This is a genomic window from Komagataeibacter nataicola (genome assembly GCF_003207795.1).
Lineage (GTDB): Bacteria > Pseudomonadota > Alphaproteobacteria > Acetobacterales > Acetobacteraceae > Komagataeibacter > Komagataeibacter nataicola.
The window spans coordinates 219,035-235,566 of record NZ_NIRT01000001.1; the positions used below are offsets into that span (position 1 = coordinate 219,035).

The following is a 16,532-nucleotide window of genomic DNA, read 5'->3' on the forward strand; positions in this document are numbered from 1 at the left end:
GCGCCACCGCCGAAAACGGGACGCTGTCATGATAAAAAAAACCGCAGAAAGTAATAAAGCGATGCGCCCGCCGAGTGCAAGCAGCATCGCTTTTATCATGCTTCGGGTACAGAACGTGCCTGTGCCCCCAGCCGGTCATTCGGCGGCAGGAGCCTGCTGCTTCTGGACCTTGACCTGCACCTTGCCGCCAGCCTTTTCAACTGCGGCAATGGCACCGGCCGAAGCACCGGACACTTCAATGGTCACAGCGTGGTTCAGCGCGCCATCGGCCAGCAGGCGGATGCCATCGAAGCGGCCCGACCCGGCCAGACCGGCAGTGGCCAGAATCTCTTCCGTCACCACGGCCTTGGCATCGATCTTGCCAGCAGCAATCGCCTTGTCGAGCACGCCCAGATTCACCACCGCATAATCCTTGCGGAAGATGTTCTTGAAGCCGCGCTTGGGCAGACGACGGTAGATGGGCAGCTGACCGCCTTCAAAACCGTTCAGAGACACACCGGAGCGTGCCTTCTGACCCTTCACACCCTTGCCCGACGTCTTGCCCTTGCCAGAGCCGATGCCGCGACCAAGGCGCTTCTTGCGATAGCGCGCGCCCTCGTTGTCACGAAGTTCGTTCAGGTTCATCTCAATCCTCCACCTTGATCAGGTGGGACACCTTGCGGATCATGCCACGAACCGAAGGAGTATCCTCCAGCTCGCGGGTACGACCGATCTTGTTCAGGCCCAGGCCCACCAGCGTAGCCTGCTGGCCCGGCTTCTGGCCATTGCCAGAATGCACCTGGGTAACGCGAATGGTTGCCTTGGTATCAGACATCGGCCGCAGCCTCCGTCGCTACCGCAGCCTCGCGGCGCCCCAGGATGTCCGAAACCTTCTTGCCACGGCGGTTGGCAACCGAACGCGGGCTGGCGCAACGCTCCAGCGCGGCGAAAGTCGCCTTGACCATGTTGTGCGGGTTGCGGGTGCCGAGCGACTTGGCCACCACGTCATTGATGCCCAGGCTCTCGAACACGGCGCGCATCGGACCACCGGCAATGATGCCCGTGCCCGCATCAGCGGAACGCAGGACAACCTTGCCCGCACCGAAGTGACCGGCCACATCGTGATGCAGCGTACGGCCTTCCTTCATCGGAACGCGGATCATCGTCCGCTTGGCGCGGTCGGTTGCCTTGCGGATTGCCTCGGGAACCTCACGGGCCTTGCCCGCACCGAACCCGACGCGACCCTTCTGGTCACCAACAACAACCAGTGCCGCGAATGCAAAGCGGCGACCGCCCTTTACAACCTTGGCAACACGATTGATCGTGACCAGCTTGTCGACCAGATCGTCGCCTTCGCGGTCACGATCGCGACCACCCCGGCCGCCTTCTCTCGGTTCACGTGCCATTATGCGTGACCCTTTCGTCAGAACGAGAGACCGCCCTCACGGGCAGCCTCCGCCAGGGCCTTGATACGCCCATGATACAGATACGAGCCGCGGTCGAAAACGACCTTCGACACACCAGCAGCCACCGCGCGCTCGGCAAGAAGCTTGCCGACCGCACCGGCTGCCTTCACGTCCGTACCACCCTTGAGGGTGGAACGCAGATCCTTGTCGAGGGTCGAAGCTGCGGCCAGCGTACGGCCAGCGGCATCGTCGATCACCTGCGCGTAGATATTCTTGCCCGAACGGAACACCGACAGACGCGGACGGCCACCACTCTTGAGGCGAAGCTGGAAACGGAGGCGCTGGCGCCGCCGCTCCCGCAGATCCTTCTGCGTGCTCATTATTTCTTCTTGCCTTCCTTGCGACGGATGGTTTCCGTTTCATAACGGACACCCTTGCCCTTATAGGGCTCAGGCTTGCGGAAGCTACGGATATCAAGCGCAACCTGACCAACCCGCTGCTTGTCGATTCCCTCGACAGTCACGGCCGTCGGCCGCGGGGTGGTGATCTTGATGCCTTCGGGAATCGCATAGACGATGTCATGCGAATAACCGAGGTTCATGACCAGGTTCTTGCCCTGCACCGCAGCGCGGTAACCGGTCCCGGAGATTTCCAGAGTCTTGGAAAACCCTTCCGACACACCCTTGACCATGCTCGCGATCAGGGAACGCGTGGTCCCCCACATCATGCGGGCCTGGGCCTCGGTGCCAACCGGCTTTACCGCAACCTTGCCATCCGCGACATCAACGGCGATGTGACTGGACAGGGGCAGCTTGAGCTCCCCGAGCTTGCCCTTCGTGATCAGCACGCCATCAGCAACGGAAACCTGAACGCCCGACGGAACTTCGACGGGATATTTGCCCACTCGCGACATTTATCCCTCCTCAGAACACACGGCAGAGGACTTCACCGCCAACATTGGCAGCGCGGGCCTCCGCATCGGACAGAACACCACGCGGCGTCGACAGGATCGACACACCCAGCCCGGCATAGACACGCGGCAGTTCCTTGATCTTGGAATAGACGCGGCGCCCCGGTTTGGACACACGGTGGATTTCTTTGATGACCGGCTCGCCATCGAGATATTTCAGCTCGATGCGCAGCTGGGCCACACCCTTGCGCAGTTCCTCACGCGAGAAACCACGGATATACCCCTCGCGGCGAAGCGCCTCGAGAACACTGGCGCGCAGCTTGGAAGCCGGCGCCACGCAGGCAGCATGCCGTGCACGCTGCGCATTGCGGATCCGGGTGAGCAGATCACCCAAAGGATCAGAAAGTGACATCGTTCCCTGCCCTTACCAGCTTGACTTGACCATGCCCGGGATCTGACCATTAGAGGCCAGGTCGCGCAGGGCGATACGGCAGAGTTCAAACTTTCTGTAATTGGCGCGAGGACGCCCGGTGAGCTTGCAGCGCAGACGCACGCGCACGCGCGACCCATTGCGAGGAAGTTCAGCAAGCTTGAGCGACGCATCGAATCGATCTTCAACCGGCAGAGACCGATCCATGATGATGTTCTTCAATGCAGTCCGCTTAGCCCGGTCCCGGTCTGCCATGCGCTCGCGCTTGACATTCCGGTTTACGGCGGAAATTTTGGCCATGCCTTGTTTTACCCTCCGGAACCTGTCGGGCCAGTCCCAACGGTTTTCCAAACAACGTGTGTATTAGGTCTTCTGGACTTCAGACGGAAGCCCTTTCGCTACATTTTATGCAGCGAAGGGCAGATCAAACGCCTTCAGCAGAGCCTTCGCTTCCGCATCCGTCTTCGCAGTGGTCACGAAGATGATGTCCATGCCGCGGATTTCGTCTACCTTGTCGTATTCGATTTCCGGGAAGACAATCTGTTCCTTCAGCCCCATAGCGAAGTTGCCACGGCCGTCGAAACCCTTGTTCGCCGGCAGCCCGCGGAAATCACGCACGCGCGGCAGGGCGATCGTCACGAAACGATCCAGGAATTCGAACATCTGGGCACGGCGCAGCGTCACCTTGCACCCGATGGGCAGACCTTCACGGATCTTGAAGCCGGCGATTGCCTTCTTGGCAACCGTCTTGACCGGCTTCTGACCAGCGATAAGGGTCATTTCCTTGACCGCCGCGTCGAGCTTCTTCTGGTCGCCAGCGGCTTCGCCAACACCCATGTTCAGGACAATCTTCTCGAGACGCGGAACCTGCATCTCGTTCTTGTACCCGAATTCCTCACGCAGCTTCGCGCGCAGCTCGTCCTGATAACGCTGCTGCATGCGCGGCAGGGCGCGGGCTTCTTTCACTTCAGACATTCCCGCCCCCTCAGCCTTCGATTACTTCGCCGGTCGCCTTGGCGACACGAACCTTGCGACCATCTTCCAGAATACGGAAGCCGACTTTCGTCGGATCGCCGCTCTTGGGATCGATCAGCTTCAGGTTGGACAGGTGCACCGGCATTTCCTTCTGGACAATGCCGCCCTGCTCACCCATGCGCGAAGGGCGGGTATGACGCTTCGCAATGGCAACGCCACGCACCACGGCCTTGTTGGCCGCGGGCAGGACCGTAACGACCTCGCCACGGGTCCCCTTGGAACCACCGGTGGTGACCAGAACCTGGTCACCCTTCTTGATACGAGCAGCCATTACAGCACCTCCGGCGCCAGCGAGATGATCTTCATGAACTTGCGGGCACGCAGCTCACGCACGACCGGGCCAAAGATACGGGTGCCGATCGGCTCCTGCTGCTTGTTGATCAGCACGGCCGCATTGCGGTCAAAACGGATGGCGCTGCCATCAGCCCGGCGCACGGGGTAGGAAGTACGCACGATCACCGCCTGGTGAACATCGCCCTTCTTGACCTTGCCGCGGGGAATGGCTTCCTTGACGGACACGACAATCACGTCGCCGACCGAGGCAGACTTCCGCTTGGAACCGCCCAGTACCTTGATGCACTGCACCTGACGGGCGCCGGAATTGTCGGCGACGTCAAGGTTGGTCTCGGGATGGATCATGGTCTATGCCTTCTTTACGCCTGGGCGCCAGACGCAGCACCGGTGGCTGCCGCGAGCGGCTGGCCATTCCGGACAACGACCGTCCAGGTCTTGCGGCGGGAAATCGGCTTGCATTCTTCAATGCGCACCGTGTCGCCCACCTTGCATTCGTTCAAGCCGTCATGCGCCGCATACTTCTTCGAGCGACGAATGAACTTCTTATACAGCGGGTGGATAATGCGACGATCGACAAGAACCGTAACGGTCTTGTCCATCTTGTCGCTGGTTACCCGCCCGGTCAGGACGCGCCTTGGCATCGCCCGTCTCCCTTCAGGACTTTACTGCCGGCGCATGGCCAGCAGAACTCTTCTTAACAACCTGGGTCGCAATCGTCTTTACACGCGCGATCTCACGACGAACCGCACGCATGCGGGACTGCCCCTCGGTCTGACCGGTCGCATGCTGAAACCGAAGATTGAACTGCTCGCGCTTCAGATCGACGAGAAGCGTATCCAGTTCTTCAACAGTCTTGGCACGCAGATCGGCCGGCTTTGTTGCCTTTGCCATCTCACGCCTCTCCGATACGGGTCACGAATTTGGTCTTGATCGGCAGCTTCGCCGCACCGAGAGCCAGCGCTTCACGCGCGACTTCCGGCGGCACACCTTCGATCTCGAACAGGATTCGACCCGGCTTCACACGAGCCACCCAATATTCGGGCGACCCCTTGCCGGACCCCATACGCACTTCTGCCGGCTTTGTCGAGACCGGAAGATCAGGGAAAATCCGAATCCAGACACGACCCGCACGCTTCATGGCACGGGTAATGGCCCGACGGGCCGCTTCGATCTGGCGGGCCGTGATCCGTTCAGGCTGGAGAGCCTTCAGGCCAAAAGCCCCGAAATTCAGGGTTGTGCCGCCCTTGGCCAACCCATGAATGCGCCCTTTGTGGGCCTTGCGGTACTTTGTCCGCTTGGGAGAAAGCATTTTTCAAATCCTCACGCGCCGCCTGGCGCATCTAGGTCCATTGGACCCCGCAGTTAGCGCTGCGGGGCCTGTTCGGCGGCGCGACGGTCCTGCGCCAGCGGATCATGGGCAAGAATCTCGCCCTTGAAGATCCAGACCTTCACACCACAGGTGCCATAGGTCGTCTTGGCGGTCGCCACACCATAGTCGATGTCCGCACGCAGAGTATGCAGCGGCACCCGACCTTCACGATACCACTCGACGCGCGCGATTTCCGCGCCGCCAAGACGGCCCGAGCAGTTGATCCGGATACCCTGCGCGCCAAGGCGCATGGCGGACTGCACGGCGCGCTTCATGGCGCGACGGAAGGCAACGCGGCGCTCGAGCTGCTGGGCGATGTTCTCGGCCACCAGGGTCGCGTCGATTTCCGGCTTGCGGATTTCGACGATGTTCAGCGCGACGTCGGTCTTGGCCATGCGGGCCAGATCCTTGCGCAGCACATCGATGTCCTGACCCTTCTTGCCGATCACCACGCCGGGCCGTGCCGCATAGATGGTCACGCGCGGCTTCTTGGCCGGGCGCTCGATCACCACGCGGGACACGCCGGCACCTGCCAGCTTGCGGCGCAGGTAGGCGCGCAGCTTCAGGTCATCATGCAGCAGGCGGGCATAGTCCGCATCGGCGTACCAGCGGCTGTCCCATGTCCGGTTAATACCGAGCCGAAGCCCGATCGGATTAACTTTATGTCCCATGGATCAGGCCGCCTTTTTTTCGGTTTCAGCTTCGGGCTTCTTTTCGGCCACGACGATGGTCAGGTGGCTGAAAAACTTCTCGATGCGGGCCGAACGGCCACGACCACGTGCGTGGAAACGACGCATCACGATCGACTTGCCCACCTCAGCGCGGGCAACGACCAGCTGGTCAACGTCCAGCTGGTGGTTGTTCTCGGCGTTGGCGATCGCACTTTCCAGCGTCTTCTTGACCTGCTGGGCAATACGACGCTTGGAGAATGTGAGAGTGGCGATTGCCTGCGCGGCCGGCTTGTTGCGGATCAGACCCGCAACAAGGTTCAGCTTGCGCGGGCTGATGCGGATGTTCCGCGTCAGCGCCTGCGCCTCGGTTTCCGCGAGCGTGCGCGGATGCTTAGGCTTGCTCATGTTCAGCCCCGCTTCGCTTTCTTGTCCGAAGAATGACCCGTGAAGGTACGGGTCGGTGAGAACTCACCGAACTTGTGCCCCACCATGTTCTCGGAAACCTGCACGGGCAGGAATTTGTGCCCGTTATAGACGCCGAACGTCAGTCCGACGAACTGCGGCAGGATGGTGGATCGACGCGACCAGATCTTGATCACTTCGTTACGGCCCGACGCGCGCGATGCATCGGCTTTGTTCAGCAGATACCCGTCCACGAACGGGCCCTTCCAGACGGAACGTGCCATCTTAAATGCCCCTTACTTGCCGGTCTTCCGGCGACGGATGATCAGACTGTCCGTACGCTTGTTGACCCTGGTCTTGTAACCCTTAGTCGGCTTGCCCCATGGCGTAACCGGATGACGCCCACCCGAAGTGCGTCCTTCACCACCACCATGCGGATGGTCAACCGGGTTCATGACAACACCACGGTTGTGCGGGCGGCGGCCCAGCCAGCGATTGCGGCCGGCCTTGCCCAGGTGCTGGTTCATGTTGTCCGGGTTGGACACGGCACCGATGGTGGCCATGCACTCCGCGCGAACAACACGCAGCTCACCGGACTGCAGCTTGATCTGGGCATAGCCCATGTCCTTGCCGACCAGCTGTGCATACGTGCCAGCCGAGCGGGCGATCTTGCCACCAGCACCGGCCTTGAGCTCGATGTTGTGGATGATCGTGCCCACCGGAACGGCAGACAGGGGCATGGCGTTGCCCGGCTTGATATCGGCGCGCGCACCGGCGATGACTTCGTCACCCACCTTCAGGCGCTGCGGCGCGATGATGTAGGCCAGCTCGCCATCAGCATACTTGATGAGCGCGATGAACGCCGTACGGTTGGGATCGTATTCCAGGCGCTCCACCGTGCCGACCACGTCGAACTTGCGACGCTTGAAGTCAACATAACGGTAGGACTGCTTGTGTCCGCCACCGATGAAACGCGAGGTGGTGCGGCCGTGGTTGTTACGGCCGCCGCTCTTGTTCTTCCCCTCGGTCAGGCCCTTGACGGGCTTGCCTTTCCACAGCTCCTTGCGGTCGATCAGAACCGTTCCGCGCAGGCTGGGGGTAACTGGATTAAAGTGCTTCAATGCCATTTCTTGTCACCCCGCGTCAGACCAGCTTCGCGGTCAGGTCGATGGACTGACCTTCTGCAAGCTGAACAAACGCTTTCTTAACATCCGAACGCTGGCCGGGACGTCCCTTGAAGCGCTTGGCTTTCCCCTTCTGGATGAGCGTGTTCACACCCAGAACCTTCACGCCAAACAGCGTCTCGACCGCAACCTTGATCTCTGGCTTCGTGGCGCTGATCGCGACCTTGAAGCCAACCTGATTCTTCTCGGAAAGGGCGGTCGCCTTTTCCGTGATCAGGGGGGAGCGGATGATGTCGTACATCGCTTCCCGAGACATACGCTCCGCCTTCTTGCGGATTGCAAGGATGTTGGTCATGCCAGACGCTCCTTCAGACCCTCAACCCCGGCGCGCGTGATCGCGAGCACATCGTGGTTCAGGATATCGTAGACATTGGCGCCCACCGTCGGAAGAATGTCGATCTTCGGCAGGTTGCGCGCCGCGCGGCCAAAGTTCTCTTCAACCGCGGCATCCACGATCAGCGCGGATGTCCAGCCCAGGACCTTCAGCTTCTTGGCCAGCTCGGCCGACTTGCCCGAGGCGGTCGCAGCATCGAGCACCACCAGCTTGCCTTCCGCCGCCTTCTGCGACAGGGCGGAAATCAGGCCAAGGCGACGCACCTTCTTGGGCAGGTCATAGCCATGGTCACGCACCACGGGGCCATGAACAATACCACCGGTGCGGTACTGCGGCGCACGCAGCGAACCCTGGCGGGCGCTACCCGTGCCCTTCTGGCGATACGGCTTCTTGGTCGTGCCGGAGACTTCCCCCATGCCCTTGACCTTGTGCGTACCAGCCCGGCGCTTTGCCAGCTGCCAGTGCACCACACGCGCCAGAATATCCGTGCGCGGCGTTGCGGCGAAAATCTCGTCGGGAAGGCTGGCGGTACCTGCGCTTCCGTTATCGAGGGTTTTGATCTCGTAATCCATTGCCCTCTATCCTCAGCCCGCAGCCTCAACCAGGGCCGCCGGATACGGCGCCTCGGCATGACGGGCCTTCTTGATCGCATCACGAACGAGAACCGTTTCATTCTTTCCGCCCGGCACGGAGCCGCGGATCATGATCAGGTTCTTTTCGGCGTCAACAGCCGCAACCTCAAGGTTCAGCGTAGTGATACGCTCGGAACCGAGATGGCCGGCCATCTTCTTGTTCTTGAAAACCTTGCCCGGATCCTGGCGGTTACCCGTGGAACCGTGCGAACGGTGACTGATCGAGACACCGTGGGTGGCTTCGAGACCGGCAAAGTTCCAGCGCTTCATCGCGCCGGCAAAACCCTTACCCTTGCTGGTGCCGGTAACGTCCACCTTCTGCCCCACCACAAAATGGGCGGCGGACAGAGAAGCCCCGACTTCCAGGACGGCGTCATCCGATACACGGAATTCCGCCAGCTTCTTCTTGGGCTCGACCTTGGCCTTGGCAAAATGGCCGCGGTTCGGCTTGGACACATTTTTGACCTTGGCCTTGCCCGCGCCAAGCTGGACGGCTGTGTAGCCATCACGCTCGGTGGTGCGAACATCAACCACCTGCAGATCATCAAGCTGCAGGACAGTCACCGGCACATGTGTGCCGTCTTCCTTGAACAGCCGGGTCATACCCAGCTTTTTTGCGATCAATCCGGTGCGCATCGTCTGGACCTTAGAGTTTAATCTCGACATCTACGCCAGCGGCGAGGTCGAGTTTCATGAGAGCGTCCACGGTCTGCGGGGTCGGCTCGACAATGTCGAGCAGCCGGCGATGGGTCCGAATTTCGAACTGCTCGCGGCTTTTCTTATCCACGTGGGGGGAGCGGTTTACGGTAAACCGTTCAATATGCGTCGGCAGCGGGATAGGACCCCGAACCCGCGCACCCGTACGCTTCGCCGTATTGACGATCTCCTTCGTGCTGTTGTCTAGCACCCGATGATCGTACGCCTTCAGGCGAATGCGGATGTTCTGGTTGTCCATCTTTCTGTTTCAGTCCAACTTTACCTGATTCGGGGGAACCCGATCCGCAATGGAAACCCGGCCGGATTGCTCCGACCGGGATGCCACAGTTCAGTTACTGTCCAATCACGCGGTGATGGAAGCAACAACACCTGCACCAACGGTGCGGCCGCCTTCGCGGATAGCGAAGCGCAGGCCTTCATCCATGGCGATCGGAGCGATCAGCTCGACATCCATGGCGACGTTATCGCCAGGCATGACCATTTCCGTGCCTTCCGGCAGGTGAACGACGCCGGTGACGTCGGTCGTGCGGAAATAGAACTGCGGACGATAGTTGGTGAAGAACGGCGTGTGACGGCCACCCTCTTCCTTCGTCAGGATGTAGGCTTCAGCCTTGAACTTGGTGTGCGGGGTGATCGAACCCGGCTTTGCCAGCACCTGGCCACGCTCAACGTCTTCACGCTTCGTGCCACGCAGCAGCGCGCCGATGTTGTCACCTGCTTCACCACGATCAAGCAGCTTGCGGAACATTTCCACGCCGGTCACGGTCGTCTTCTGCGTCGGGCGCAGGCCAACGATCTCGATTTCGTCGCCAACGTTCACGGCGCCACGCTCGACACGGCCCGTCACCACGGTGCCACGGCCCGAGATGGAGAACACGTCTTCGATCGGCATCAGGAACGGACGGTCGATCGGACGCTCCGGCTGCGGGATGTACTCATCCACAGCGTTCATCAGGTCCATGACGCGGTTTTCACCAACTTCCGCATCGCCGTCTTCCAGCGTCACCAGGGCGGAACCCTTGATGATGGGGATATCGTCGCCGGGGAACTGGTAAGCGGAAAGCAGCTCGCGCACTTCCATTTCCACCAGCTCGAGCAGCTCCGGATCATCAACCTGGTCAACCTTGTTCAGGAAGACGACCAGGGCCGGCACGCCAACCTGACGGGCAAGCAGGATGTGCTCGCGGGTCTGGGGCATCGGGCCGTCAGCAGCCGACACGACCAGGATCGCGCCGTCCATCTGCGCGGCACCGGTGATCATGTTCTTCACATAGTCAGCATGGCCGGGGCAGTCGACGTGTGCGTAGTGACGCTTGGCGGTCTCGTACTCGACGTGGGCGGTCGAGATGGTGATGCCACGGGCGCGCTCTTCCGGCGCAGCGTCGATCATGTCGTACGCCTTGAATTCCGCGCCACCGGCCTTCGCCAGCGTCTTGGTGATAGCAGCGGTCAGCGAGGTCTTGCCGTGATCGACGTGACCAATCGTGCCGATGTTGCAGTGCGGCTTATTCCGCTCAAATTTAGCCTTTGCCATCGTTTTCTCCGTTAACTCGGCCTCGTGCCGAGAGTCGGGTTGGAAAGTTCCGTTTCGGAAGCCGGGCCGGTGAATAGACCGGCCTGACCGCCTTTACCAGCGGTAATGACTGAATGCCTTGTTGGCTTCGGCCATGCGGTGCGTGTCTTCGCGCTTCTTGACCGCGGCGCCACGATTGTTGACGGCGTCAAGAAGTTCGTTCGACAGGCGATCCTGCATGGTGTTCTCGCCGCGCTTGCGCGAGGCGTCGATCAGCCAGCGGATGGCCAGCGCCTGACGACGCTCGGCCCGGACTTCGACCGGAACCTGGTAGGTGGCGCCACCAACACGGCGGGAACGCACCTCGACAGCCGGCTTGACGTTGTCCAGCGCGCTGTGGAACATGACCACAGGGTCGGCCGCGGCACCGCCACGGCGGCGCAGCACCTCAAGGGCGCCATAGACGATCCCTTCAGCGGTGGACTTCTTGCCGTCGTACATCAGGGCGTTCATGAAACGCGTAATGACGACATCACCAAATTTCGGATCGGGAAGAATCTCGCGCTTGACTGCGCGATGACGGCGACTCATGCCTCGTTATTCCTTTTACTTAGGACGCTTCGCGCCATAGAGCGAGCGACGCTGACGACGCTTGGCGATACCCTGGGTGTCCAGAACGCCGCGCAGGATGTGATAACGCACGCCAGGAAGATCCTTAACGCGACCACCACGGATCAGGACAACGCTATGTTCCTGGAGGTTATGCCCCTCACCCGGAATATAGCTCACAACCTCATAACCGTTGGTCAGGCGTACTTTTGCCACCTTACGCAGAGCCGAGTTCGGCTTCTTCGGTGTGGTTGTGTAAACACGAGTGCAAACGCCACGCTTCTGCGGACAGCCCTGCAGGGCAGGAACCTTATTGCGTTTGGCTGCGGGTTCGCGACCTTTCGCGATCAACTGGTTGATGGTCGGCATACGCCTTTCCCGATCCTTACAAAATTCGGCCGGCCAACCCCATATCTGGTTGCCGACTGTCGTTCACAACAAAACCCCAACGAATGACAACCATTCGTTCGGGCATCATATTTACATCCGGCCTGGGCAGCCCGATTCCCGGACTGCGGCACCGCATGTCTGCATGCTGCATTCGACGGCCAACGACGTCTTTCAGACAGGGCTAGCCGAGGGCGCGTTACCTACGGGCAAACTGACCAAAAGTCAAGCCTTGCGCAGGATTCGCTAGCAGTCTGACGAAACGACTCTGTTCCGCCGGACTCGGAGCACCGCTCCGTCAGGCTGCTGATACCGCCTGAATCGGATGGTGACAATAGTGCAGCACCGAATCATGCCGGATAACGGTTCCCCGCCATCCGGCATTTCTCTCGTATGGTTACTCGGCCGCCTTGGGCGGCACGGCAGCGCGGGCCTTGGCGAGGCGCTGCTTGTCCTCGCCTGCGGCAACCGCACGGAGCTTGTTCATCACGCTGCCCGTCCCTGCGGGGATCAGGCGGCCGACGATAACGTTCTCCTTGAGACCGTTGAGCGTATCCTTCTTGCCCGCCGTAGCGGCCTCGGTGAGGACACGGGTGGTCTCCTGGAAGGAGGCCGCAGAGATGAAGGACTGCGTCTGCAGCGAGGCCTTGGTGATGCCCTGCAGCACCGGCATGGCAACGGCAGGGTGTTCACCGAGGTTCAGGCGCTTGGCGTTCTCTTCCTCGTATTCAATACGGTCCACCGTCTCACCGATCAGGTAGGTCGTATCGCCCGGCTCAAGGATTTCCACCTTCTGCAGCATCTGACGAACAATGACTTCGATGTGCTTGTCATTGATCTTCACGCCCTGCAGTCGGTACACGTCCTGGATCTCGTTGACGAGATAGTCCGACAGCGCCTCGACACCCAGAACCTTCAGGATGTCATGCGGCACGCGCGGCCCGTCGACGAGCGGATCGCCAACCTGGACAAAGTCGCCTTCCTGAACGGACACGTGCTTGCCCTTGGGGATGAGGTAATCCGTCTCCTCGCCCGTCTCGTCGTTCTTGACGATGACGCGGCGCTTGGACTTGTAATCCTTGCCGAATTCCACGCGCCCCTCGGTTTCCGAGATGATGGCGTGATCCTTCGGCCGACGGGCCTCGAACAGTTCCGCCACGCGCGGCAGACCACCGGTAATGTCACGCGTCTTGGAGCCTTCACGCGGGATACGCGCCAGCACGTCACCTGCGTTGACCTGCGCGCCGTTCTCGACCGAGAGCAGCGAGTCAGGCGACAGGAAGTAGCGGGCGTCGTTGCCGTTGGCCAGCTTCACCACATCGCCGTTGGCATCCTTGAGCTGCAGGCGCGGACGCAGGTCGATCCCCTTGGAAGCCTGCTTGTAGTCCACGACCACTTTCGAGGTCAGGCCGGTCACCTCATCCATCCGCTCCACCAGGGTGATGGAGTCGATCAGGTCGAGATATTCCACCTTGCCAGGCTGCTCGGTGATGATCGGCAGGGTGTACGGATCCCACTCGGCCATCTTCTGGCCACGGGCCACCTCGGCGCCATCCTCGACCAGCAGGCGCGCACCATAGGGCACGCGGTAACGGGCGCGTTCGGTTCCGCGGTCATCCGTCAGCAGGATCTCGCAGTTACGCGACATGACGATGGGCACGTTCTGACTGTTGTGCACCACGTTCTTGTTGCGGATCGTCACCTTGCCATCACGCGAGGCCTCGACCATCGACTGCTCCGCGCCACGCTGCGCCGCGCCACCGATATGGAAGGTGCGCATGGTCAGCTGCGTGCCCGGCTCACCGATGGACTGGGCGGCGATAACGCCCACGGCCTCACCGATGTTGACCGGCGTCCCGCGTGCAAGGTCACGGCCATAGCAGTGCCCACACACGCCCACGCGGCTGTCACAGGTCAGCACGGAGCGGATCAGCAGGCTTTCGACACCCGCCTTCTCGATCTGCTCGGCCTCGGCTTCCTCGATCAGCGTATTGCGCGGGAAGAGCACCTTGCCGGTTGCCGGGTCCAGCACGTCGGCGGCCAGCGTGCGGCCGAGCATCCGCTCGGACAGGGAGGCCACGACTTCGCCGCCATCCATGACCGCACGCACGGTCAGGCCGCGCTCGGTGCCGCAATCTTCCTCAACGATGATGCTGTCCTGCGCCACGTCAACGAGGCGGCGGGTCAGGTAACCCGAGTTCGCGGTCTTGAGCGCGGTATCGGCCAGGCCTTTACGCGCACCATGGCTGGAGGTGAAGTAATCGAGAACCGACAGGCCTTCCTTGAAGTTGGCGATGATCGGCTGTTCGATGATCTCACCCGACGGCTTGGCCATCAGCCCGCGCATACCGGCGAGCTGCTTCATCTGCGCCGGCGACCCACGGGCACCGGAGTGGCTCATCATCCACACCGAGTTGGTAGGTTTGCCGATCTCCTGCTTGGAGATCTCCTTCATCATCGCGGCCTGCACTTCATCGGTGCAGCGCGACCAGGCATCGACCACCTTGTTGTAGCGCTCGCCAGCGGTGATCAGACCGTCCTGATACTGCTGCTCGAACTCCTTCACCTCGGCGGCCGTACGGTCCACGAGTTCCTTCTTCTCGACGGGAACGATCATGTCGTCCTTGCCGAAGGAAATGCCCGAACGCGCGGCGTGGCGGAAACCAAGGCCCATCAGGCGGTCACAGAAGATCACGCATTCCTTCTGGCCGCAGTGACGGTAAACCGCATCGATCACGTCCGACACGATCTTCTTGGTCAACTGGCGGTTGATCAGCGAGAACGGCAGCGCCTGGTTGCGCGGCAGGATCTGGGCAACAAGCATGCGGCCCGGCGTGGTGACGACGGTCTCACGCACGCTCTTGCCCTCGGCATCGAAGCTCTCGATACGCGCGCGGATCTTGTCGTGCAGCTTCACCGCGCCCGTGCTCAGCGCGTATTCCACTTCGCCAACGCTGGAGAAGGACGGCGCGCCGGTTACGGTCACCTGCCCCTTGTCATCGTAGCTGTTCTTGTCGGGCGTCGCGCGGAATTCGGGCGTCTCGAGGCTGAGGTAATACAGCCCCAGCACAATATCCTGCGACGGCACGATGATGGGCTTGCCGTTGGCCGGGCTGAGGATGTTGTTGGTCGACATCATCAGCACGCGGGCTTCAAGCTGCGCCTCAAGGCTCAGCGGCACGTGCACGGCCATCTGATCGCCATCGAAGTCGGCGTTGAACGCGGTGCAGACCAGCGGGTGAAGCTGGATGGCCTTGCCTTCGATCAGCACCGGCTCGAACGCCTGGATGCCCAGACGGTGCAGCGTGGGCGCACGGTTGAGCATGACCGGATGCTCGCGGATCACTTCTTCAAGGATATCCCACACTTCGGGACGTTCCTTTTCCACCATCCGCTTGGCGGCCTTGATGGTGGTGGCGTGACCGTATTTTTCCAGCTTGGAGTAGATGAACGGCTTGAACAGCTCGAGCGCCATCTTCTTGGGCAGGCCGCACTGGTGCAGCTTCAGCTCCGGCCCCACCACGATGACCGAACGGCCCGAATAGTCGACGCGCTTGCCGAGCAGGTTCTGGCGGAAACGGCCCTGCTTGCCCTTGAGCATGTCGGACAGCGACTTGAGCGGACGCTTGTTGGCGCCGGTGATGGCGCGGCCACGGCGACCGTTATCGAACAGCGCATCGACCGATTCCTGCAGCATGCGCTTTTCGTTACGCACGATGATATCGGGCGCGCGCAGTTCGATCAGCCGCTTGAGGCGGTTGTTACGGTTGATGACGCGACGGTACAGGTCGTTCAGGTCTGACGTGGCGAAACGGCCACCATCAAGCGGCACCAGCGGGCGCAGCTCGGGCGGAATGACCGGCACGAGGTCCAGGATCATCCATTCCGGGCGCGATTCACTATCGGCAAAGGCCTCGACGAGCTTCAGGCGCTTGACCAGCTTCTTGCGCTTGGCTTCGGATGTGGTTTCCTTCAGCTCAAGACGCAGTTCTTCCTTCTCGACCTTGCAGTCGATGCGCTCGAGGATCTTCTTGATCGCTTCCGCGCCAATGCCGACCTCGATGCCCTCGTCGCCATGCTCGTCCATGACATCGAGATACTGGTCTTCCGTCAGCAGGCTGTACTGCTTGAGCGGCGAGGTGCCGGGCTCGAGCACGACATAGCTCTCGAAATACAGGATCTTTTCAAGATCCTTCAGCGTCATGTCGACCATCAGGCCGATACGGCTGGGCAGGGATTTCAGGAACCAGATATGTGCAACCGGGCTGGCCAGCTCGATATGGCCCATGCGCTCGCGGCGCACCTTGGCCAGCGTAACTTCAACGCCACACTTTTCGCAGATGATGCCGCGGAATTTCATCCGCTTGTACTTGCCGCACAAGCATTCGTAGTCCTTGATCGGACCAAAAATCCGCGCGCAGAACAGGCCATCACGCTCCGGCTTGAAGGTCCGGTAGTTGATGGTCTCGGGCTTCTTGATCTCGCCATAGGACCACGAACGGATCTGCTCGGCCGAGGCCAGCTGGATCTTGATCTGGTCAAAGGTCATGGCCTGGCCGCCCTGACCAAGGATCTTCATGAGTTCATTCATGCGCCGCAAACCCCCTGAGGGAATGAAGCGGAAGCAGGCGCCGCACCTGCCTCCACTCCTGAAAGAAAA

25 protein-coding genes are annotated in these 16,532 nt (G+C 61.0%); all 25 read right to left on the bottom strand.

What is annotated here, in order from left to right; genetic code table 11:
* Positions 1-135 precede the first annotated feature (135 nt).
* Positions 136-624: a 50S ribosomal protein L15 gene (rplO, locus tag CDI09_RS01035; RefSeq protein WP_078524554.1), complete on the bottom strand. Its 489-nt coding sequence runs from the start codon at positions 622-624 to the stop codon at positions 136-138.
* A gap of 1 nt (position 625) precedes the next feature.
* Positions 626-814, bottom strand: a complete 189-nt coding sequence (gene rpmD, locus CDI09_RS01040) for a 50S ribosomal protein L30 (protein ID WP_061271369.1) — start codon at positions 812-814, stop codon at positions 626-628.
* Entirely contained in the window at positions 807-1,385 is a 579-nt protein-coding gene (gene rpsE / locus CDI09_RS01045; RefSeq protein ID WP_014105019.1) for a 30S ribosomal protein S5, read from the bottom strand. Before rpsE ends, rpmD begins: the two co-directional genes overlap by 8 nt.
* A gap of 17 nt (positions 1,386-1,402) precedes the next feature.
* A complete protein-coding gene (rplR, locus tag CDI09_RS01050; RefSeq protein ID WP_078524555.1) occupies positions 1,403-1,765 on the bottom strand; it encodes a 50S ribosomal protein L18 in 363 nt (120 codons plus the stop codon).
* On the bottom strand, positions 1,765-2,298 hold the full coding sequence (gene rplF / locus CDI09_RS01055) for a 50S ribosomal protein L6 (protein WP_078524556.1): 534 nt from the start codon (positions 2,296-2,298) through the stop codon (positions 1,765-1,767). The genes rplR and rplF overlap by 1 nt, the downstream gene beginning before the upstream one ends.
* 10 nt (positions 2,299-2,308) lie before the next feature.
* On the bottom strand, positions 2,309-2,707 hold the full coding sequence (gene rpsH, locus CDI09_RS01060; RefSeq protein ID WP_010506719.1) for a 30S ribosomal protein S8: 399 nt from the start codon (positions 2,705-2,707) through the stop codon (positions 2,309-2,311).
* A 12-nt stretch (positions 2,708-2,719) separates the two neighbouring features.
* Positions 2,720-3,025, bottom strand: a complete 306-nt coding sequence (gene rpsN, locus CDI09_RS01065) for a 30S ribosomal protein S14 (protein ID WP_061271375.1) — start codon at positions 3,023-3,025, stop codon at positions 2,720-2,722.
* Positions 3,026-3,130: 105 nt separating this feature from the next.
* Entirely contained in the window at positions 3,131-3,700 is a 570-nt protein-coding gene (gene rplE / locus CDI09_RS01070) for a 50S ribosomal protein L5 (protein ID WP_061271377.1), read from the bottom strand.
* A gap of 10 nt (positions 3,701-3,710) precedes the next feature.
* Positions 3,711-4,031, bottom strand: coding sequence for a 50S ribosomal protein L24 (gene rplX, locus CDI09_RS01075; protein WP_078524557.1), 321 nt, complete (start codon positions 4,029-4,031; stop codon positions 3,711-3,713).
* Positions 4,031-4,399 carry a 50S ribosomal protein L14 gene (gene rplN / locus CDI09_RS01080; RefSeq protein ID WP_061271379.1) on the bottom strand — a complete coding sequence of 123 codons (369 nt, stop codon included), beginning with the start codon at positions 4,397-4,399 and terminating at the stop codon, positions 4,031-4,033. The genes rplX and rplN overlap by 1 nt, the downstream gene beginning before the upstream one ends.
* Before the next feature lie 14 nt (positions 4,400-4,413).
* Positions 4,414-4,695, bottom strand: a complete 282-nt coding sequence (gene rpsQ, locus CDI09_RS01085) for a 30S ribosomal protein S17 (RefSeq protein WP_078524558.1) — start codon at positions 4,693-4,695, stop codon at positions 4,414-4,416.
* A gap of 13 nt (positions 4,696-4,708) precedes the next feature.
* Positions 4,709-4,945 carry a 50S ribosomal protein L29 gene (gene rpmC / locus CDI09_RS01090; RefSeq protein WP_078524559.1) on the bottom strand — a complete coding sequence of 79 codons (237 nt, stop codon included), beginning with the start codon at positions 4,943-4,945 and terminating at the stop codon, positions 4,709-4,711.
* A gap of 1 nt (position 4,946) precedes the next feature.
* On the bottom strand, positions 4,947-5,363 hold the full coding sequence (gene rplP, locus CDI09_RS01095) for a 50S ribosomal protein L16 (protein ID WP_007399626.1): 417 nt from the start codon (positions 5,361-5,363) through the stop codon (positions 4,947-4,949).
* Between the two features lie 53 nt (positions 5,364-5,416).
* Positions 5,417-6,094, bottom strand: coding sequence for a 30S ribosomal protein S3 (gene rpsC / locus CDI09_RS01100; RefSeq protein WP_061271387.1), 678 nt, complete (start codon positions 6,092-6,094; stop codon positions 5,417-5,419).
* A gap of 3 nt (positions 6,095-6,097) precedes the next feature.
* Positions 6,098-6,499: a 50S ribosomal protein L22 gene (gene rplV, locus CDI09_RS01105; protein WP_007399624.1), complete on the bottom strand. Its 402-nt coding sequence runs from the start codon at positions 6,497-6,499 to the stop codon at positions 6,098-6,100.
* 2 nt (positions 6,500-6,501) lie between these two features.
* On the bottom strand, positions 6,502-6,780 hold the full coding sequence (gene rpsS, locus CDI09_RS01110) for a 30S ribosomal protein S19 (protein ID WP_007399623.1): 279 nt from the start codon (positions 6,778-6,780) through the stop codon (positions 6,502-6,504).
* Between the two features lie 12 nt (positions 6,781-6,792).
* Entirely contained in the window at positions 6,793-7,623 is an 831-nt protein-coding gene (rplB, locus tag CDI09_RS01115; protein WP_061271389.1) for a 50S ribosomal protein L2, read from the bottom strand.
* Between the two features lie 16 nt (positions 7,624-7,639).
* Positions 7,640-7,936: a 50S ribosomal protein L23 gene (locus CDI09_RS01120; protein ID WP_172157796.1), complete on the bottom strand. Its 297-nt coding sequence runs from the start codon at positions 7,934-7,936 to the stop codon at positions 7,640-7,642.
* A 35-nt stretch (positions 7,937-7,971) separates the two neighbouring features.
* The gene (gene rplD / locus CDI09_RS01125) at positions 7,972-8,586 is read right to left on the bottom strand and encodes a 50S ribosomal protein L4 (RefSeq protein ID WP_061271391.1); all 615 of its coding nucleotides are present in this window, start codon (positions 8,584-8,586) and stop codon (positions 7,972-7,974) included.
* A gap of 12 nt (positions 8,587-8,598) precedes the next feature.
* Positions 8,599-9,282: a 50S ribosomal protein L3 gene (gene rplC / locus CDI09_RS01130; RefSeq protein ID WP_061271393.1), complete on the bottom strand. Its 684-nt coding sequence runs from the start codon at positions 9,280-9,282 to the stop codon at positions 8,599-8,601.
* Between the two features lie 10 nt (positions 9,283-9,292).
* Entirely contained in the window at positions 9,293-9,601 is a 309-nt protein-coding gene (rpsJ, locus tag CDI09_RS01135) for a 30S ribosomal protein S10 (RefSeq protein ID WP_007282720.1), read from the bottom strand.
* Positions 9,602-9,706: 105 nt separating this feature from the next.
* Entirely contained in the window at positions 9,707-10,897 is a 1,191-nt protein-coding gene (gene tuf / locus CDI09_RS01140; protein WP_078524560.1) for an elongation factor Tu, read from the bottom strand.
* A gap of 93 nt (positions 10,898-10,990) precedes the next feature.
* On the bottom strand, positions 10,991-11,467 hold the full coding sequence (rpsG, locus tag CDI09_RS01145) for a 30S ribosomal protein S7 (protein WP_007399617.1): 477 nt from the start codon (positions 11,465-11,467) through the stop codon (positions 10,991-10,993).
* Between the two features lie 15 nt (positions 11,468-11,482).
* Positions 11,483-11,854, bottom strand: coding sequence for a 30S ribosomal protein S12 (gene rpsL / locus CDI09_RS01150; protein ID WP_003621118.1), 372 nt, complete (start codon positions 11,852-11,854; stop codon positions 11,483-11,485).
* A gap of 415 nt (positions 11,855-12,269) precedes the next feature.
* A complete protein-coding gene (gene rpoC / locus CDI09_RS01155) occupies positions 12,270-16,463 on the bottom strand; it encodes a DNA-directed RNA polymerase subunit beta' (RefSeq protein WP_110571148.1) in 4,194 nt (1,397 codons plus the stop codon).
* Between the last annotated feature and the right edge of the window lie 69 nt (positions 16,464-16,532).

Excerpts from the sequence above, each read along its gene's own strand:
- rplO (WP_078524554.1), bottom strand. The coding sequence starts at position 624 with ATGAACCTGAACGAACTTCGTGACAACGAGGGCGCGCGCTATCGCAAG.
- rpmD (WP_061271369.1), bottom strand. The coding sequence starts at position 814 with ATGTCTGATACCAAGGCAACCATTCGCGTTACCCAGGTGCATTCTGGC.
- rpsE (WP_014105019.1), bottom strand. The coding sequence starts at position 1,385 with ATGGCACGTGAACCGAGAGAAGGCGGCCGGGGTGGTCGCGATCGTGAC.
- rplR (WP_078524555.1), bottom strand. The coding sequence starts at position 1,765 with ATGAGCACGCAGAAGGATCTGCGGGAGCGGCGGCGCCAGCGCCTCCGT.
- rplF (WP_078524556.1), bottom strand. The coding sequence starts at position 2,298 with ATGTCGCGAGTGGGCAAATATCCCGTCGAAGTTCCGTCGGGCGTTCAG.
- rpsH (WP_010506719.1), bottom strand. The coding sequence starts at position 2,707 with ATGTCACTTTCTGATCCTTTGGGTGATCTGCTCACCCGGATCCGCAAT.
- rpsN (WP_061271375.1), bottom strand. The coding sequence starts at position 3,025 with ATGGCCAAAATTTCCGCCGTAAACCGGAATGTCAAGCGCGAGCGCATG.
- rplE (WP_061271377.1), bottom strand. The coding sequence starts at position 3,700 with ATGTCTGAAGTGAAAGAAGCCCGCGCCCTGCCGCGCATGCAGCAGCGT.
- rplX (WP_078524557.1), bottom strand. The coding sequence starts at position 4,031 with ATGGCTGCTCGTATCAAGAAGGGTGACCAGGTTCTGGTCACCACCGGT.
- rplN (WP_061271379.1), bottom strand. The coding sequence starts at position 4,399 with ATGATCCATCCCGAGACCAACCTTGACGTCGCCGACAATTCCGGCGCC.
- rpsQ (WP_078524558.1), bottom strand. The coding sequence starts at position 4,695 with ATGCCAAGGCGCGTCCTGACCGGGCGGGTAACCAGCGACAAGATGGAC.
- rpmC (WP_078524559.1), bottom strand. The coding sequence starts at position 4,945 with ATGGCAAAGGCAACAAAGCCGGCCGATCTGCGTGCCAAGACTGTTGAA.
- rplP (WP_007399626.1), bottom strand. The coding sequence starts at position 5,363 with ATGCTTTCTCCCAAGCGGACAAAGTACCGCAAGGCCCACAAAGGGCGC.
- rpsC (WP_061271387.1), bottom strand. The coding sequence starts at position 6,094 with ATGGGACATAAAGTTAATCCGATCGGGCTTCGGCTCGGTATTAACCGG.
- rplV (WP_007399624.1), bottom strand. The coding sequence starts at position 6,499 with ATGAGCAAGCCTAAGCATCCGCGCACGCTCGCGGAAACCGAGGCGCAG.
- rpsS (WP_007399623.1), bottom strand. The coding sequence starts at position 6,780 with ATGGCACGTTCCGTCTGGAAGGGCCCGTTCGTGGACGGGTATCTGCTG.
- rplB (WP_061271389.1), bottom strand. The coding sequence starts at position 7,623 with ATGGCATTGAAGCACTTTAATCCAGTTACCCCCAGCCTGCGCGGAACG.
- CDI09_RS01120 (WP_172157796.1), bottom strand. The coding sequence starts at position 7,936 with ATGTCTCGGGAAGCGATGTACGACATCATCCGCTCCCCCCTGATCACG.
- rplD (WP_061271391.1), bottom strand. The coding sequence starts at position 8,586 with ATGGATTACGAGATCAAAACCCTCGATAACGGAAGCGCAGGTACCGCC.
- rplC (WP_061271393.1), bottom strand. The coding sequence starts at position 9,282 with ATGCGCACCGGATTGATCGCAAAAAAGCTGGGTATGACCCGGCTGTTC.
- rpsJ (WP_007282720.1), bottom strand. The coding sequence starts at position 9,601 with ATGGACAACCAGAACATCCGCATTCGCCTGAAGGCGTACGATCATCGG.
- tuf (WP_078524560.1), bottom strand. The coding sequence starts at position 10,897 with ATGGCAAAGGCTAAATTTGAGCGGAATAAGCCGCACTGCAACATCGGC.
- rpsG (WP_007399617.1), bottom strand. The coding sequence starts at position 11,467 with ATGAGTCGCCGTCATCGCGCAGTCAAGCGCGAGATTCTTCCCGATCCG.
- rpsL (WP_003621118.1), bottom strand. The coding sequence starts at position 11,854 with ATGCCGACCATCAACCAGTTGATCGCGAAAGGTCGCGAACCCGCAGCC.
- rpoC (WP_110571148.1), bottom strand. The coding sequence starts at position 16,463 with ATGAATGAACTCATGAAGATCCTTGGTCAGGGCGGCCAGGCCATGACC.